This window comes from Acidovorax sp. FG60 (genome assembly GCF_057808995.1).
The window spans coordinates 1-16,769 of the sequence record NZ_JBMDJC010000034.1; the positions used below are offsets into that span (position 1 = coordinate 1).

General features: G+C 63.2%; 20 protein-coding genes. 6 read left to right on the forward strand and 14 right to left on the reverse strand.

Annotation, left to right across the window (positions count from 1 at the left end):
- Positions 1-196 precede the first annotated feature (196 nt).
- On the forward strand, positions 197-1,024 hold the full coding sequence (locus ACODS0_RS26840) for a hypothetical protein (protein WP_488838275.1): 828 nt from the start codon (positions 197-199) through the stop codon (positions 1,022-1,024).
- Positions 1,025-1,118: 94 nt separating this feature from the next.
- On the opposite strand, the gene ACODS0_RS26845 is transcribed toward ACODS0_RS26840, so the two are convergent.
- The 9 genes from ACODS0_RS26845 to ACODS0_RS26885 all read right to left on the reverse strand — a co-directional run bounded on the left by ACODS0_RS26845 (position 1,119) and on the right by ACODS0_RS26885 (position 8,291).
- On the reverse strand, positions 1,119-1,535 hold the full coding sequence (locus ACODS0_RS26845; protein WP_010467232.1) for a F0F1 ATP synthase subunit epsilon: 417 nt from the start codon (positions 1,533-1,535) through the stop codon (positions 1,119-1,121).
- 75 nt (positions 1,536-1,610) lie between these two features.
- On the reverse strand, positions 1,611-3,017 hold the full coding sequence (gene atpD / locus ACODS0_RS26850) for a F0F1 ATP synthase subunit beta (RefSeq protein WP_055396243.1): 1,407 nt from the start codon (positions 3,015-3,017) through the stop codon (positions 1,611-1,613).
- A gap of 33 nt (positions 3,018-3,050) precedes the next feature.
- Positions 3,051-3,917: a F0F1 ATP synthase subunit gamma gene (atpG, locus tag ACODS0_RS26855; protein WP_055396242.1), complete on the reverse strand. Its 867-nt coding sequence runs from the start codon at positions 3,915-3,917 to the stop codon at positions 3,051-3,053.
- Between the two features lie 18 nt (positions 3,918-3,935).
- A complete protein-coding gene (gene atpA / locus ACODS0_RS26860) occupies positions 3,936-5,489 on the reverse strand; it encodes a F0F1 ATP synthase subunit alpha (protein ID WP_055396240.1) in 1,554 nt (517 codons plus the stop codon).
- 42 nt (positions 5,490-5,531) lie between these two features.
- Complete coding sequence (locus ACODS0_RS26865) at positions 5,532-6,074, reverse strand: F0F1 ATP synthase subunit delta (RefSeq protein WP_488838278.1); 543 nt, start codon at positions 6,072-6,074, stop codon at positions 5,532-5,534.
- Between the two features lie 10 nt (positions 6,075-6,084).
- On the reverse strand, positions 6,085-6,555 hold the full coding sequence (locus tag ACODS0_RS26870) for a F0F1 ATP synthase subunit B (protein WP_007847746.1): 471 nt from the start codon (positions 6,553-6,555) through the stop codon (positions 6,085-6,087).
- 34 nt (positions 6,556-6,589) lie between these two features.
- Positions 6,590-6,859, reverse strand: coding sequence for a F0F1 ATP synthase subunit C (gene atpE, locus ACODS0_RS26875; protein WP_007847749.1), 270 nt, complete (start codon positions 6,857-6,859; stop codon positions 6,590-6,592).
- A gap of 60 nt (positions 6,860-6,919) precedes the next feature.
- Positions 6,920-7,798: a F0F1 ATP synthase subunit A gene (gene atpB, locus ACODS0_RS26880; RefSeq protein WP_488838281.1), complete on the reverse strand. Its 879-nt coding sequence runs from the start codon at positions 7,796-7,798 to the stop codon at positions 6,920-6,922.
- A gap of 19 nt (positions 7,799-7,817) precedes the next feature.
- Positions 7,818-8,291, reverse strand: coding sequence for an ATP synthase subunit I (locus ACODS0_RS26885; protein WP_055396234.1), 474 nt, complete (start codon positions 8,289-8,291; stop codon positions 7,818-7,820).
- A gap of 276 nt (positions 8,292-8,567) precedes the next feature.
- Between ACODS0_RS26885 and ACODS0_RS26890 the strand changes: the two genes are divergently transcribed.
- The 5 genes from ACODS0_RS26890 to ACODS0_RS26910 all read left to right on the forward strand — a co-directional run bounded on the left by ACODS0_RS26890 (position 8,568) and on the right by ACODS0_RS26910 (position 12,282).
- Entirely contained in the window at positions 8,568-8,885 is a 318-nt protein-coding gene (locus ACODS0_RS26890) for a YbeD family protein (protein WP_055396230.1), read from the forward strand.
- Positions 8,886-8,911: 26 nt separating this feature from the next.
- Positions 8,912-9,607, forward strand: a complete 696-nt coding sequence (gene lipB, locus ACODS0_RS26895; RefSeq protein WP_488838284.1) for a lipoyl(octanoyl) transferase LipB — start codon at positions 8,912-8,914, stop codon at positions 9,605-9,607.
- A 15-nt stretch (positions 9,608-9,622) separates the two neighbouring features.
- On the forward strand, positions 9,623-10,603 hold the full coding sequence (lipA, locus tag ACODS0_RS26900; protein ID WP_488838286.1) for a lipoyl synthase: 981 nt from the start codon (positions 9,623-9,625) through the stop codon (positions 10,601-10,603).
- A 32-nt stretch (positions 10,604-10,635) separates the two neighbouring features.
- Positions 10,636-11,346, forward strand: coding sequence for an AraC family transcriptional regulator (locus ACODS0_RS26905; protein ID WP_218301914.1), 711 nt, complete (start codon positions 10,636-10,638; stop codon positions 11,344-11,346).
- Between the two features lie 102 nt (positions 11,347-11,448).
- A complete protein-coding gene (locus tag ACODS0_RS26910; RefSeq protein ID WP_055396222.1) occupies positions 11,449-12,282 on the forward strand; it encodes a DMT family transporter in 834 nt (277 codons plus the stop codon).
- 84 nt (positions 12,283-12,366) lie between these two features.
- Here ACODS0_RS26910 and ptsP read toward each other — a convergent pair whose 3' ends face one another.
- The 5 genes from ptsP to ACODS0_RS26935 are packed head-to-tail and all read right to left on the reverse strand — an operon-like array spanning position 12,367 to position 16,648.
- On the reverse strand, positions 12,367-14,136 hold the full coding sequence (gene ptsP, locus ACODS0_RS26915; RefSeq protein ID WP_306553837.1) for a phosphoenolpyruvate--protein phosphotransferase: 1,770 nt from the start codon (positions 14,134-14,136) through the stop codon (positions 12,367-12,369).
- Positions 14,133-14,402: an HPr family phosphocarrier protein gene (locus ACODS0_RS26920; protein WP_121422008.1), complete on the reverse strand. Its 270-nt coding sequence runs from the start codon at positions 14,400-14,402 to the stop codon at positions 14,133-14,135. The genes ptsP and ACODS0_RS26920 overlap by 4 nt, the downstream gene beginning before the upstream one ends.
- Positions 14,371-14,823 carry a PTS sugar transporter subunit IIA gene (locus ACODS0_RS26925; RefSeq protein ID WP_055395004.1) on the reverse strand — a complete coding sequence of 151 codons (453 nt, stop codon included), beginning with the start codon at positions 14,821-14,823 and terminating at the stop codon, positions 14,371-14,373. Before ACODS0_RS26925 ends, ACODS0_RS26920 begins: the two co-directional genes overlap by 32 nt.
- The gene (locus tag ACODS0_RS26930; protein ID WP_488838290.1) at positions 14,820-16,103 is read right to left on the reverse strand and encodes an MFS transporter; all 1,284 of its coding nucleotides are present in this window, start codon (positions 16,101-16,103) and stop codon (positions 14,820-14,822) included. The genes ACODS0_RS26925 and ACODS0_RS26930 overlap by 4 nt, the downstream gene beginning before the upstream one ends.
- Positions 16,100-16,648, reverse strand: coding sequence for a hypothetical protein (locus ACODS0_RS26935; RefSeq protein WP_055395000.1), 549 nt, complete (start codon positions 16,646-16,648; stop codon positions 16,100-16,102). The genes ACODS0_RS26930 and ACODS0_RS26935 overlap by 4 nt, the downstream gene beginning before the upstream one ends.
- Between the last annotated feature and the right edge of the window lie 121 nt (positions 16,649-16,769).

Below are 16,769 nucleotides of genomic sequence, written 5' to 3' on the forward strand. Positions count from 1 at the left end.
CTGAAGCCCTGCGCACTGGCAAGATCCCTTCGGGCGAATTCAGCGCCATGTAATTCGCACGGGAAGTACTGCGGTCGGCACGCCGACGCAGTCTCACGCTCAAAAGCCGAGGCCTCTCACGGGGCCTCGGCTTTTTTCTGCCCTGCCAATCGTGAAGAGATTGACAATGGCATAGTCACCGGCCCAGAACACCTCAATGGCTTCCAGCTACCGCTCCATCGACCATGTCATGCTGCGCCTTCACGCAGCCGAGCCTTTGTTTCAGCTCTTCAGCGAGACCTTCGGGTTGCCCGTGGCCTGGCCCTTGCAACGCACTGATTTCGCCACGTATGGCTGGCTCCATCTGGGCAACACTGACCTCGAATTGTGGGCAGCGACCGCCAACGGCGATCTTCCCGACCATGCGCAACCGCCCTTGATCCACGGTTTTGCTCTGGAGCCTGCTTCGCCCCTGGCCGAAAGTCTGGAGCACGCTATGGAGGCAGGCATCACTTGCAAGCCTCCCCGCGCCTTCCAGTCCGAGAACAGCCGGGGCGAAAGGGTCACCAATTTCACCAATTCCGTGCTGCTTGAGCTTTCCGCTCCAAGCTGCTGTGTGTTCTTTTGCGAGTGGGATCGGCGTGCGGCCCTCTACCCCTGGCCCGAAACCGCAACACCGGCAGAACGCCGCACGCAGCATCGGCAGGCCCTGCAGGACAGCGGGGGTGGCCCCCTGGGAATCACCGGACTGCATGCCCTGCGCATGGGCACCCCGGATGTGCAAACACACCAGCACCGTTGGCGGGCACTCACAGGCTCGCAGCCTGGCCATCCCATTGCAGTCACGCCGGATGTCTGTCTGGAGCTGGTTCCAGGAGAACACTTGCTGATTGAGTCGCTGTCGCTGAGCGTGCGCTCACTATCTATAGCGCGTGCCTTTCTGAGCAGCCGGCATTTGCTCCAGGCGGACAGCGGCGATGTGCTTTCCGTGGCGTGCGAAGGTCTGCAACTTCACCTGGTGGAAACGTCCCCCGCCTTGCCTTAGTGCAGACTTCCATGAGCGCTTGCTGTTTTGCAGCAGGCGGGCATAAAAAAACCCGGCCAAGCCGGGTTTTGGGGCAGATCCACCAAGATCTGAATCACTTCTTCTGGCGGAACTTGCGAAGCGCAGCAATCTGCGCCGCCATCACGGCCAGTTCGGACTGGGCCTTTGCCAGGTCGATTTCGCTCTTGGCATTCTTGAGCGCTTCCTCGGCGGAGGCCTTGGCGGCGTTGGCCTTCTCGTCGTCCAGATCCTTGCCACGGATGGCGGTATCGGACAACACAGTCACGCAGTTGGGCTGCACTTCCAGAATGCCACCGGCCACGAAGACAAACTCTTCGGAACCGTCAGCCATTTCGATGCGCACCGAGCCCGGCTTGATACGGGTGATCAGCGGGGTGTGGCGGGGATAGATGCCCAACTCGCCAGCTTCGCCCGGCAGCGCCACGAAACGCGCTTCACCGGAGAAGATGGACTCTTCGGCACTGACCACATCAACGTGGATGGTGTTCATCATTGCTCCTAGGAAAAGGTGGGTTGCTTGATTGCTGAAGGCCGAGCGGCGGTAGGCTGCTCAGCCGCCGGGCAATCAGGCCACCTTCTTGGCCTTTTCGAAGGCTTCGTCAATGGTGCCCACCATGTAGAACGCCTGTTCTGGCAGGTGATCGCATTCGCCGTTCACGATCATCTTGAAACCACGGATGGTTTCCGACAGCGGAACGTACTTGCCTGGCGAGCCCGTGAACACTTCGGCCACGTGGAAAGGCTGCGACAGGAAACGCTGGATCTTGCGCGCGCGGGCCACGGCCAGCTTGTCTTCAGGTGCCAGTTCGTCCATGCCCAGAATGGCGATGATGTCGCGCAGTTCCTTGTAGCGCTGCAGCGTGCCTTGCACCGCACGGGCCGTAGCGTAGTGGTCTTCGCCCACGACGTTCGGGTCCAGCTGGCGGCTGGTGGAGTCCAGAGGATCCACGGCAGGGTAGATACCCAGCGAGGCGATGTCACGCGAAAGCACCACGGTGGAGTCCAAGTGGGCGAACGTCGTGGCAGGCGATGGGTCGGTCAAGTCATCGGCAGGCACGTACACGGCCTGGATGGAGGTGATCGAGCCGACCTTGGTCGACGTAATACGCTCTTGCAGACGGCCCATTTCTTCGGCCAGCGTAGGTTGGTAGCCCACGGCGGAAGGCATGCGGCCCAGCAGAGCGGACACTTCGGTACCGGCCAGCGTGTAGCGGTAGATGTTGTCCACGAAGAACAGCACGTCACGGCCTTCGTCGCGGAACGACTCGGCGATGGTCAGGCCGGTCAGCGCAACGCGCAGACGGTTACCTGGGGGCTCGTTCATCTGGCCGTACACCATGGCAACCTTGGACTCTTCGAGCTTCTCCAGGTTGACCACGCCGGAATCGGCCATTTCATGGTAGAAGTCGTTCCCTTCGCGGGTACGCTCGCCCACACCAGCGAACACCGACAGACCGCTGTGGGCCTTGGCGATGTTGTTGATGAGTTCCATCATGTTCACGGTCTTGCCCACACCAGCACCACCGAACAGGCCCACCTTACCGCCCTTGGCGAACGGGCACACAAGGTCAATCACCTTGATGCCGGTTTCCAGCAGCTCTTGCGAAGGCGACAGTTCGTCGTACGCAGGGGCCTTGCGGTGGATGGAGGCCGTCAGTTCCTGGCTCACGGGACCACGTTCGTCGATGGGAGCACCCAACACGTCCATGATGCGGCCCAGCGTCGCCTTGCCCACGGGCACGGTGATGGAGTTGCCGGTGTTGGTCACCATGATGCCGCGGCGCAGGCCGTCGGACGAACCCAGCGCAATGGTACGCACCACGCCGTCGCCCAGCTGCTGCTGCACTTCCAGCGTCAGGGTCGAGCCGTCGAGCTTCAGAGCGTCGTAAATCTTGGGCATCTGGTCGCGCGGGAACTCAACGTCCACCACAGCGCCGATACATTGAACAATCTTGCCTTGCACTTGAGCCATTTTTCGCTCCAATAAAGATGTTGGTTGAGCTGCTTACACAGCAGCGGCGCCAGCCACGATTTCCGAAAGTTCTTTCGTGATCGCTGCCTGGCGCGTCTTGTTGTAGACCAGCTTCAACTCGCCAATGACGCTGCCGGCGTTGTCGGTGGCGGCCTTCATGGCCACCATGCGTGCCGACTGCTCGGACGCCATGTTTTCCGCAACGGCCTGGTAAATCAGGGACTCGACATAGCGGACCAGCAGATCGTCGATCACGGTCTGTGCATCGGGCTCGTAGATGTAGTCCCAGCCATGTTCGGTCTTGTCGGCCTGCATCTGCGCGGACGACAGGGGGAGCAACTGCTCCACCACCGATTCCTGCTTCATGGTGTTGATGAACTTGGTGTACGAGAGGTACACCGCGTTGATCTTGCCTTCAGCATACGCATCGAGCAGCACCTTGACCGGTCCGATCAGCTTGTCCAGATGGGGCGTGTCGCCCAGGCCCGTCACGTGCGAAACCACCTTGGCACCGACACGGTTCAGGAAACCCAGGCCCTTGTTGCCAATGGCAACCGCCTCGGTGGACACGCCAGCGCCCTGCAGCTCACGCAGCTTGGACGTCACGACGCGCAGCACGTTGGTGTTCATGCCACCGCACAGGCCCTTGTCGGTCGTCACCACGATCACGCCAGCCGTCTTGGCATCGTTCACTTTCATGAACGGATGCACGTATTCAGGGTTGGCCTGGCCGAGATTGGCTGCAATGTTGCGGATCTTCTCGCTGTAAGGGCGGGCAGCCCGCATCCGCTCTTGCGCCTTGCGCATTTTGGATGCAGCCACCATTTCCATGGCTTTGGTGATCTTTTTGGTGTTCTCCACCGACTTGATCTTGCCGCGTATTTCCTTGCCTGCTGCCATGATGGCTCCTCGTCCGGTTTAAGCGAACGACTTCTTGAACGCGGCGATAGCTGCGGTCAATTCGGCTTCTGCGTCCTTGTCCATGGCCTTGGCCTGTTCCAGCTTGGCCAACAGAGCGGCGTGGCTGGTCTTCAGGAACTGGTGCAGGCCGTGTTCGAAGTCGAGAACCTTCTTGACGTCGATGTCGTCCATGAAGCCCTTGTTCACAGCAAACAGCGTGGAAGCCATCAGCGAGATGGACAGCGGGCTGTACTGCGCCTGCTTGAGCAGTTCGGTCACGCGGGCGCCGCGGTCGAGCTGCTTGCGGGTGGCTTCATCCAGGTCGGAAGCGAACTGCGCGAACGCAGCCAGTTCACGGTACTGGGCCAGGTCGGTACGGATACCACCGGACAGGTTCTTCACCAGCTTCGTCTGGGCAGCACCACCGACGCGCGACACCGAGATACCGGCGTTGATGGCGGGGCGGATACCGGCGTTGAACAGCGAGGTTTCCAGGAAGATCTGGCCGTCCGTGATCGAGATCACGTTGGTAGGCACGAAAGCAGACACGTCGCCAGCTTGCGTCTCGATGATCGGCAGTGCGGTCAGCGAACCCGTCTTGCCCTTGACTTCACCCTTGGTGAAGGCTTCGACGTAGTCGGCATTCACGCGGGCTGCACGTTCGAGCAGACGGCTGTGGAGATAGAACACGTCGCCAGGGTAGGCTTCGCGGCCTGGTGGGCGACGCAGCAGCAGCGACACTTGGCGGTACGCAACAGCTTGCTTGGACAGGTCGTCATACACGATCAGGGCGTCTTCGCCACGGTCGCGGAAGTATTCGCCCATGGTGCAGCCGGAGTAGGCCGACACGTACTGCATGGCGGCCGATTCGGAGGCCGATGCGGCCACCACAATCGTGTATTCCATGGCACCGGCTTGTTCCAGTGCGCGCACCACGTTCTTGATCGACGAAGCCTTCTGACCGATGGCAACGTAAATACAGGTCACGCCTTGGCCCTTCTGGGCGATGATGGCGTCGATGGCCACTGCCGTCTTGCCGGTCTGGCGGTCACCAATGATCAGCTCGCGCTGGCCACGGCCCACAGGCACCATGGAGTCGATGGACTTCAGGCCGGTTTGCAGAGGCTGGTCCACCGATTTACGGGCGATCACGCCCGGAGCGACCTTTTCGATCACGTCGGTGAGCTTGGCGTTGATAGGACCCTTGCCATCAATAGGCTGGCCCAGGGCGTTCACCACGCGGCCGATCAGCTCAGGACCGACGGGTACTTCCAGAATACGGCCCGTGCACTTGACGGTGTCGCCTTCGGAGATGTGCTCGTACTCACCCAGAATCACGGCGCCGACGGAGTCGCGCTCCAGGTTCAATGCCAGGCCGTAGGAAGGCTGGCCGTCCTTGGTGGCGGGGAACTCCAGCATTTCGCCTTGCATCACGTCCGACAGGCCGTGAACGCGAACGATACCGTCCGACACAGACACCACGGTGCCCTGATTGCGGATATCGCTGCTGGCAGCCAGACCTTCGATGCGGCTCTTGATGAGTTCAGAAATTTCTGCGGGATTGAGTTGCATGACTCTTTCCTTCTTTCTTTGGTTCGCTGTCCTCGCCGCGCGTTACGCGGTGAGGGCCGCTTTCATTTGTTCAAGACGGGCCTTGACCGAAGTGTCCAGCACCTCGTCACCCACCACTACGCGAATGCCGCCGATCAGGGACTCGTCCTGCTGAACAGCGAGATTGAGCTTGCGGCCGAAGCGCTTTTCCAGCGCTGCGCTGACCTCGGACAGTGCGGCACTGTCCATCGGAAAAGCGCTGTACACCACGGCATCCGAAGAGCCGTTGCGGCGATTCACGAGGGCACGAAACTGCGAAGCCACTTCCGGGAGCGCGTTGATGCGTCCGTTGTCGATGACTGTGCGCAGGAAATTCTTGGCCGTATCGGACAGCGCCGAACGCGCAACACCCGTGAAGACGGCAAACACTTGGTCTGCCGTCACCTTGGGGTTGTCCGCCAGCTGACGCAACTGGGGGTTGGCGGCAATGGCCGCCAGTTCATCGACCCAGTCAGCGGTGCTGGCCAGGTCCATGCCCGCACCCGCAGTAGCGGCCTTGAACAGGGCATCGGCGTAAGGGCGAGCAATGGTGGCGAGTTCAGCCATGTGTGTCCCCTTACAGCTCGGTCTTCAGGCGGTTGAGCAGGTCGGCGTGAACGCCGGCATTGACTTCCTTGCGGAGAATCTGCTCAGCACCCTTGACGGCCAGCGCTGCCACCTGCTCACGCAGGGCTTCGCGGGCTTGCACCGTTTGCTGCTCGGCTTCGGCACGGGCGGAGGCAACGATCTTGTTGCCTTCTTCCGTGGCGCGTGCCTTGGCTTCTTCGATGATGGCCTGGGCACGTCGGTCGGCGTCCGCAAGACGCGAGGCCGTTTCGTTGCGCGCCTGTGACAGCTCCTTTTCGACGCGCTGGTTGGCAGCGGTCAGTTCGGACTTGGCACGGTCGGCAGCAGCGAGGCCTTCGGCGATTTTCTGGGCTCGTTCATCCAACGCCTTCGCGATCGGGGGCCACACGAATTTCATCGTGAACCACACCAGGATCAAGAAGACGATGGCCTGAATGAACAGGGTCGCATTGATACTCACGGCAACACCTTTCTAGAGTGGCGTTGAACGGGACTTACTTGGGCAGGTTGGCCAAGAACGTCGAAGCGAAGGGGTTGGCGAAAGCGAACAGCAGAGCGATAGCCACGCCGATCAGGAAGGCGGCGTCGATCAGACCAGCCAAGATGAACATCTTGGTTTGCAGTTCGTTGATCAGTTCAGGCTGACGTGCCGACGATTCGAGGAACTTGCCGCCCATCAGTGCGATACCGATGGAAGCGCCGATAGCGCCCAGACCAACGATCAGACCACAAGCCAGAGCGACGAGACCGAGAATGTTTTCCATGATGACTCCTGAGTTAAAAAAAGAAAGGTTGAAAAAGAAAAGGGAAACGAAAGGGAACCGTTAGTGCGCGTTGTGCGCCTGACCGAGGTAGATCAGTGCAAGCATCATGAAGATGAAGGCTTGCAGAGAGATCACCAGAATGTGGAACAGCGTCCAGATGGTGCCAGCGATGACGTGGCCCACAGGCAGCAGCACACCCGACAGCGACAGTGCAGCCGCACCACCCATCAGGGCGATCAGCATGAACACCAGTTCACCGGCGTACATGTTGCCGAACAACCGCATGCCATGCGATACGGTGTTGGCGACATATTCAATGATCTGCATCAGCAGATTCACGACGCCCAGAATCAGGGCGAAGAAGGGGTTCTTGCTGGTGCCGAACGGAGCCGACACGAGTTCATGCGCCCAGCCGCCAGCGCCCTTGATCTTGACGCTGTACCAGAAGCGCAGGATCAGAATGGCAAATGCCAGCCCCAGGGTGGTGGACAGGTCGGCCGTAGGCACGACACGCAGATAGGCGTGGTGGGGATCATGACCAGCAGCGCCATAGATCTTGGCCCAGATGGCGGGCAGCAGATCCACCGGCAACATGTCCATGAAGTTCATCAGGAAGATCCAGACAAACACCGTGAGACCCAGAGGAGCAATGAACTTGCGGCTCTCGGCATTGTGGATATTGGCCTTGGCCTGGTTGTCCACCATCTCGACCAGCATTTCCACCGCCGCCTGGAAGCGACCGGGTACACCGGAGGTTGCCTTACGGGCAGCTGACCACAGAATCAAAAGGGTGAGCACACCCAGAACCAGACCGACGATGATCGAGTCGTAGTTGATGACGGTGAAATCAACAATCTTGGTCTGGTTGACGTTTTGAAGATGCTGCAGGTGGTGAACGATGTATTCACTTGCAGTCGGAGCGTGCGCTTCTGCGGCCATCGGACAACTCTTCTCTATATCAATCGGTTTTTCGGACACCGGGTCGCACCAAAAGCGCCACCCAGTACGTTTTCATTGCGACCACCATGCCAACCAGCAAGGCAATCCAGCTCAAGCCCGACACCAGCCGAGGTGCCGCAGCAAGCAGCGCCACCGTCAGCACGATCTTGGCAATCTCCCAACCAAAGAATCCCACCATGGCAGCACGCGGCTTGGAAGACGCCGAATGGCGCAACACACCGCGTGCAAACAACGCTGCCGGCGCAACCACAGCCAGCGCACCATAAGCCGCAGACCAGCCCACAGATGCCCTGCCCGTCAGAGCCCAGGCCACCAGGGCCACCAGCATCCCGACCAGTGCCTGACCCGCCACCACCTTCCACACAGAGATGGAAGGATTGCGACTGCGCCACACCTCAGCCTCCTCGGCCGTCAGGGGCTTGAAGTCAGATTCTTCAGCCTCAATTTCAGTCTCTGGCGGGATTGTTTTCATTGTTGAATGACGCCCGCGTTACAGACTGCAACTTTCACAAAGCCTCTAATTATAAGTAAAAACCCGTGACGCACGACAAAGACCTGCAAGCCCGGCCCAAAACCGGTGCGCGTGCATGCGCTGTTGTGGTGACAGGCCAACGGCATTTCCCATCCTTTCCGCACTGCCGTGCACTGGCCTGGGGCAGGCTGCCTGCACCCAAGCGGCAGCACAACAACCCCGCTGGCGCACAATGGCAAAGCCCCGCCAGCTATTGAAACCGAAGCAGTACGCACCATGACAACCTCCAGCCCACCACCTGCCAATGGCCTCGACACACAGGCTAACGATCCACGCAAAGACTCGTTGATCGAATACCCCTCCAGGTTCCCCATCAAGGTCATGGGCGCCAAGGTGGACGGCTTTGTGCATGCTGTCACTGAACTGGCCCGCCAGTTCGACCCCACTTTTGACGCCAGCACCATTGAACTGCGAGACAGCCGCGCCGGCAATTACCTCGGAGTAACCATCACCATCACCGCGACCAGCCGGGAGCAGCTCGACGACCTGTACCGCGCACTGTCGTCACACCCCCTGGTGAAAGTGGTGCTGTAGCCCCGGGGCTGCAGCATATTTGCCGCATGACCATCGACATTCGCATGCTGGGCCGCGTGGACTACGCCGCCACCGTCCAGGCCATGCAGGACTACACCACCGCGCGTTCGGCCGGTACACCCGACGTGCTCTGGATGTGCGAGCACGCACCGCTGTACACACAAGGGCTCGCAGGCAAAAGTGATCACGTGCTGAACCCGGGCAACATTCCGGTGGTAGCCACCAACCGTGGCGGGCAGGTCACTTTCCACGGCCCCGGCCAGGTGGTGGCCTATCCGCTGATCGACCTGCAGCGCGCAGGTTACTTCGTCAAGGAGTACGTCTACCGCGTGGAAGAAGCCGTGATCCGCACGCTGGCGCACTTTGGCATCACTGGCCACCGCGTGGGCGGCGCGCCTGGCATCTATGTGCGGCTGGACGACCCACACAGCCACGCCCTGCTGCCGCAGCGTCCGCAAAAGCGCATCGGCACGGCGGCGCCAATCCCGGACTTCGAGGGCCTGGGCAAGATCGCCGCCCTGGGTATCAAGGTCAGTCGGCACAGCACTTACCACGGCGTGGCGCTCAATGTGGCGATGGACCTGGAGCCCTTTGCGCGCATCAACCCTTGCGGTTACGCAGGTTTGCAAACGGTGGACCTTTCTACAATCGGGGTCCACACCACCTGGGAAGAAGCCGCGCAGGTGCTGGGCCAGCAGCTCAGCATCCGGTTGGCGCCCTGAACCTGCCTACATGCCATGAGCACCCCTGAAGTCGTCCGCGAAGCGCAATCCACCGAAGCCTACAACCCGCTGGCCAAGCAAAAAGCGGCCGCCAAGCTCTCGCGCATTCCGATCAAGGTCGAGCAAGGCGAAGTGCTCAAGAAGCCCGAGTGGATTCGCGTGAAGGCGGGCAGCCCCACCACACGCTTCTACGAGATCAAGGAGATCCTGCGCGAGCGCAAGCTGCACACGGTGTGCGAAGAAGCCTCCTGCCCCAACATCGGCGAGTGTTTCGGCAAGGGCACGGCCACCTTCATGATCATGGGCGACAAGTGCACGCGCCGCTGCCCGTTCTGCGACGTGGGCCACGGCCGACCCGACCCGCTGGACAAGGACGAGCCCCTGAACCTGGCCAAGACCATCGCCGCGCTCAAGCTCAAGTACGTGGTGATCACCAGCGTGGATCGCGACGATCTGCGCGACGGCGGCTCCGGCCATTTTGTGGAGTGCATCCAGAACATCCGCGAGTTGTCGCCCGCCACGCAGATCGAGATCCTGGTGCCCGACTTCCGGGGCCGCGACGACCGTGCGCTCGAAATCCTGAAAGCCGCGCCACCCGACGTGATGAACCACAACCTGGAAACCGCACCCCGCCTGTACAAGGAAGCGCGCCCAGGCTCCGACTACCAGTTCAGCCTGAACCTGCTGAAAAAATTCAAGGCCCTGCACCCCAATGTTCCCACCAAGAGCGGCATCATGGTTGGCTTGGGCGAGACGGACGAAGAGATCCTGCAGGTGATGCGCGACATGCGCGAACACAACATCGACATGCTGACCATCGGCCAGTACCTGTCGCCCAGCAACAGCCACCTGCCCGTGCGCCGCTACGTGCACCCCGACACCTTCAAGATGTTCGAGGAAGAGGCCTACAAGATGGGTTTCAGCCACGCTGCGGTTGGCGCCATGGTGCGCAGCAGCTACCACGCGGACCAGCAGGCGCACGCCGCTGGCGTTTAAGCCTGGCGGGACGCGCAACCCAGAGCACGATCATGGGCGCGGCGGAATCGCTCTCGCTGCGGCGCTACGGCGCATCGCCGGGCAGCCATAGCCACGATCACTTCCAGATACTGCTGGGTCTCTCCGGCGCACTGGACCTGGAAGTCGCGGGGCACGGTGTGCGCGTGGCGCCCGGTGGCGGCTGCGTGATTGCGCCGGGGGATCGCCACGACTTCGAATCGTCGCGCGGCAGCGTCTGCCTGGTGCTCGACAGCGCCCACCCCGGCTGGGCGCAGTGCGCCAGCGCGCAGCTCACTACCGCACTGCCCACCGATGCGCTGCCCCTGGCGCACTACCTGGCCAGCGCATTGCAACAAGGCCGCCCGCTGGCGCAGACCCACGGCCCGGCATTGCTGCTGGAAGCGTGGCTGGCGGGCTCAGCGCCCCATACATCCCTCCACCGATCCACACGCCAACGCACTATCGATTGGCCTGCTCTGCAGCGCTGGGCAGCCCTGCAATGGCACCGCGAACTCAGCGTTGCCGACTTGGCGGCGCAGGTGCATCTGAGCCCCAGCCAGTTCGCTACCAGGTGCCGCGAAGACCAGGGCATGGGTGCCATGGCCTGGCTGCGCGGCCAGCGCCTGGCACAGGCGCGGCTGCTGCGGGGCACAGGCATGGCCGTGGCCGAAGTGGCGCGGCGCACGGGCTACCGCTCGCCCTCGGCCCTCACGGCGGCACTGCGGCGCGCTGAAGATCACTGAATCACTGACAAAGGCTGCCGCGTCCAGCCGACGATCACCACGCGACGACGGACCATCGTTGCGCGACGATTCCGAATGTCCTGCGCGCGTAAGCTCGGCGCCATGCAAGCCAACCTGTACGCCCTGGGCGCCATCGCGCTGTGGGCCTCCCTCGCCTCGCTGGGTGTCTCGCTCACCCACATTCCACCGTTCCTGCTCACGGGCATTGCGCTCATCATCGGCAGCGTGCCAGCCTGGCCGTTTGTGCTGCGTGACCCGTCGCAGTGGCGCATTCCACTGCGCACGCTGGCGCTCGGTGTGTATGGCCTGTTTGCGTACCACTTCCTGCTGTTCATTGCGCTGCGCCACGCGCCGCCCGTGGAGGCCAATCTGGTGAACTACCTGTGGCCGCTGTTCATCGTGGTGCTCTCGCCTGTGGTGCTGCCCGGTGTGGCGCTGCGCCTGCCGCATGTGCTGGCGGCGCTGCTGGGTTTTGGGGGCGCAGCCATTGCGATTGCGGGTGGACGCGAGCTGAGTGGCACGCTGGCCTGGGGTTACCTGCCCGCGCTGGCCGCAGCATTCATCTGGGCCACGTACTCGCTCATGACCAAGCGCGTGGCGGCTTTTCCGACCACGGCCATCGGCCTGTTCGGACTGGTGTCCGGCGTGCTGTCCCTGTTGTGCCATGTGGTGTTGGAGCCCGCCGTGGCGCTGCAGCCGCGCGACTGGGCCCTGCTGGCAGTGCTGGGCCTGGGGCCGCTGGGGGCGTCGTTTTTTATGTGGGACAAGGCCCTCAAGCTCGGAGACGCACGGCACATCGGCATCCTGAGCTACATCACTCCGCTGGCGTCCACCGCGCTGCTGATCGTGGTGAGTGGCCGCTCGTTCAGCTGGAGCATCGCACTGGCCACGGTGATGATCATCAGCGCGGCAGTGATGGGGATGCGGGCGCGCTGACCATGAGAAATACGCGTAAAATTGGCCTCTAGCGCTCATCTACAAAGCGCTAACAGCTATTATTTTAAGAGCAAAACCTATCGCTCAAGAGCTCAGCAACGCCGCAGGTTCGTCGCCCTCCAGCACCTGCTGCGCCCAGGGCGCCAGCTTGCGCGTGTCAGCGCGCAGCACCTCCTGCTTCACAGCCAGGATCTGCGCGGGGTGCATGGAGAAGCTGCGCAGGCCCAGGCCCAACAGCAGCCGCGTCATCGTCACATCGCCCGCCGTCTCGCCACACACGCACACGCTCTTGCCCTGGCGCTCCCCCTCGGCGATCACGTCGCCCACCAAGCGCAGCACGGCGGGGTGCAGCGGGTCGTACAGATGGGCCACAGCCTCGTCGGCACGGTCGATGGCCAGGGTGTACTGGATCAGGTCGTTGGTGCCGATGGAGAGAAAGTCGAAGTACTTGAGGAAGGTGCGCACCATGAGCGCGGCGGCGGGCACCTCGATCATTGCGCCCAGCTGCACCGGGCCGTAGGGTTCGCCACGCGCATCCAGCTCCCCCCGGGCCAGGTCTACCTGGGCGAGCGTCTGCTGAATTTCGTGCGTGTGCGCCAGCATGGGGAACAGCAGGTTGACCTTGCCATGCGCCGCCGCACGCAGCACAGCGCGCAGCTGGGTGCGGAACATGGCCGGGTCGGCCAGGCTCCAGCGGATGGCGCGCAGGCCCAGCGCGGGGTTCAGGTAGTTGTCCTTGTGGCTCTTGTGGTCCAGCGGCTTGTCCGCGCCCACATCGATGGTGCGGATGGTGACGGGCAGGCCCTGCATGCCGTCAATGGCCTCGCAGTAGGCGCGGTACTGCTCGTCCTCGCCGGGCAGGTTGCCCGTTTTGCCCATGAACAGGAATTCGCTGCGGAACAGGCCCACGCCCACGGCCCCGGCGCGCACGGCGGTGGCCGCGTCGCCGGGTTGTTCGATGTTGGCCAGAAGCTCGATCTTGTGGCCGTCGATGGTGATGGCGGGGGTGTGGCGCAGCCGGGCCAGCCGCTCGCGCTCGAGCTCCACCTGGCGCTGGCGAAAGCCGTATTCGGCCAGGATGATGGGCGACGGATCGACAATGACCACACCTGCATCGCCGTCGATGATGACCCAGTCGTCCTGCCGCACCAGCTGGCTCGCGGCGCGCGCACCGACCACGGCCGGGATGTCCATGCTGCGCGCCACGATGGCCGTGTGGCTGGTCTTGCCGCCCACATCGGTCACAAAGCCCGCAAACACGCTTTGCTTGAACTGCAGCATGTCGGCAGGCGAGAGGTCGTGCGCTACCAGCACCAGGGGCACGTCCACCGTGTCGTCGAGCAGCAGGTCTTGCTGCAGGCCCAGTTGCTTGTGGCGGCGCGGACTGCTGGGCGGCGGCGCCACGGGGCTGGCCACGCCCTTCATGTAGCGCAGGATGCGCTCGACCACCTGTTCCAGGTCAGCCTTGCGCTCGCGCAGGTACTCATCCTCCATCTCGTCGAACTGGCGCGCGATGACTTCAAGCTGCGTGGTCAACGCCCACTCGGCGTTGTACAGGCGCTCGGTGATCCAGTGCTTGACGCCGCCCGTGAGGGCCTCGTCCTGCAGCAGCATCAGGTGCACGTCGAGCAGCGCGGTCAGCTCATGCGGCGCATCGGCGGGCATGTCGGTCTGCAGGCGCTGCAGTTCCTCGACCACGGCATTGCGGCCGTTGCGCACCCGCTCAATCTCGCCCTCGACCTGTTCTGGCTTCACAAAATAGTGCGCCACGTCCACACGGCTGGACGCCACCAGCACGGCACGGCCGATGGCAATGCCGCGAGCGACTGCGAGACCGTGGACGGAAAAAGTCATTCACCCTCACCAAATTTGTCGGCAATCAAGGCCAGCAGGGCATCCATGGCCTCCTGTTCACGATCCCCGTTGGTTTCAATCTCCACCTCAGTGCCCATGCCGGCGGCCAGCATCATCACGCCCATGATGCTCTTGGCGTTGATGCGGCGGTCGCCACGGCTCATGAAAACCTCACAGGGGAAGCTGCCAGCCAGCTTGGTCAGCTTGGCCGAAGCGCGGGCATGCAGGCCCAATTTATTGCTGATGGTCGTACGTATCTTGATCATGTCGATTTCGGGTGTTCTGGTTCTGCGGCGCGGAGATGGCCACCTGCATCACGCCCTGGGTGCCCCCCACCACGGCGCGGGTGACCACCGCGTCGAGGGGTTCGTGGCGGTAGCTCACTGCCCGCAGCAGCATGGGCAGGTTGACCCCCGTCACCAGGCGCGAGCGCACGTTCTCGATCACGCGCTGCGCCACGTTGCAGGGGGTGGCACCAAACACGTCGGTGAGCACCAGGGTGGAATCTGCGCCCAGTTGCTGCAGCATGATGCGGGCCTGCGCCAGCGACTCTTCGGGCGGCTGGTTGGGCTGCACGTCGAGAGCGGCCACGTTGTCGCCGCAGTCGGGAAACACATGCAGCGCACATTCGCGCAGTGCATGGGCCAACGGGGCGTGGGCAATGATGAGGATGCTGGTGGTGCTCATGGCGTGGTGGTTTGCAGCACATTATGGCGCCGCCCCTGCAGCAGGAACCACGCGTAGGCGACCGCGTTGCACGCCAGGTACACCGCCATCGCGGCCTGGAACGACTGCACCGTGGACAGGCCGGCCGCGGCAAAGGCGTCCACCCCCAGGCCAATGCCCCACTGCACCACAAACACTCCCGCAAAAATCACGAGGTTGTAGGCTGACAGCGCGCGCCCCGCCAGCGCCTGCGGGAACGCCATGGCCACCGCAGGCTGCGACAGCGACACAAACGTGCACGACACACAAAACAGCGCCCAGGCACCGCCTCCCGCCTGCGGCCCCGCGAGAATGATGCCGAGCAACACCACCAGGCACAGCGGCAAGCCCGCAGCCATCAGCCGGTCCGCTCCCAGCCCCTTGCGCAGCAGCCAGGGGTTGACCATGCCCCAGGTCCAGAACGTGCAGAGCATGGCCACGTTGATCCAGAACAGCCCCGTGGCAGCCTCCAGCGGTGAGTAGCCCGCCACCCGCTGCATCCATGGGCCTGCCCATAGCGTCTGCATGGCCACCATGCCGCCGTACACAAAGAAGCCCAGGGGCGCCAGGCGCTGGAAATACGGGTGGCGCCACATCATCGCATAGCCCGGTGGCACAGTGACACTGCTGGGGCCGCGCTCCGCCGTGGCACCACCGCCACCGCCCGCGCCCGGTGTGCCCGCCGCCCAGCCGGGCACCCAAACCGCAATCACCACCATCGACAGCGCGATCAGCGCCGCCAAGCCCCAGAACAGCGGCCGCCACCCCACCAAGGGCAGTGCCCACTGCACCGGCAGCGTGGACGCCACCATGCCCAGCGAGCCCGTCATCAGCATCCAGGAGTTGGCGCGCATCTGCGCCGTGGGCTCGAACCAGCGCCTATAGCCCGTGAGCGGCGCCATGAGGCAGGCGCTGACGCCCGCACCACACAACACACGCCCGGCCAGCAAGCCCGAAAACCCCGTCGCCACCGAAAACACCAGGCTGCCCACCACGGCCACGCCCAGAAATCCCAGCGCCACCTTGCGGGGGCCATGCCGGTCCAGCCAGGTGCCCAGCGGCAGCTGCGTGGCCGCAAAGCCCAGAAAGTACCCGCCCGCAAGCAAGCCCAGGTCGCTGGCCTGCAGCGAAAACTCCTGCGCCAGTGTGGGCGCTAGCGTGGCCGTAACAGCCCGCACCAGCGCCGACAGGAAGTAGGCGAAGGCAAAGGCCAGAAAAACGATGACCGCTGCCCGCCTGGGCAACACCGCATGCCCGGTCATTGGAGCACCATCCCTGCAAAGAACTGGTCGGCCAACTCGGGGCGGGGCTTGCCCGTGTAAACCACCGCGTGGTACAGCCGCATCTGCGGCCCCGCAGCGCGCGCAAACCACACGCCCTGGGCAAACACGGGGCTGCCGTCGGCACGCTGGCCTTGCACCACGGTGCGCACCGACTGCGGCAGGGGCAGTGCCCCCTTGGGGGCATACGGCGCATCAGCCGCCGTGGCTGCGGCGCCCGCGCCGAGGTTGGCGACCACAGCGGCCCGCCAGTGCCGCAGGGCAGCGCCCGCTTGGGCAGGGTCTGCCAGGGCCGCATGCGACACGGCAAATGTGGCGCCGTCGGCATCGCAGCCCGCCATGGACAGCTCGACGGGCACCCCCGCCAGTTCAACCGTGCGCGTGGCCTGGTCAGGCTTGCAAGGCAAGGTGATGGTGATGCCGGCCTCGGGCAAAGGCACGCTGCGCCAGTTCAGCGCAGGGCTGCAGCCCACGAGCAGCCACAGCAACGGTGGCAGGGCAGCAGCCCGGGTTGGTGTCCAGTTCATCGGTCGATTATCGGCACAGTGACCCAGATCAACAGGCGGCATCCCCTGCGGGCGAACTTTTGCCCGCCAAGCCGACTCCATCCCAAGTTCGGCCTGCGGGCCACCCGTGAAGACGGGCGTT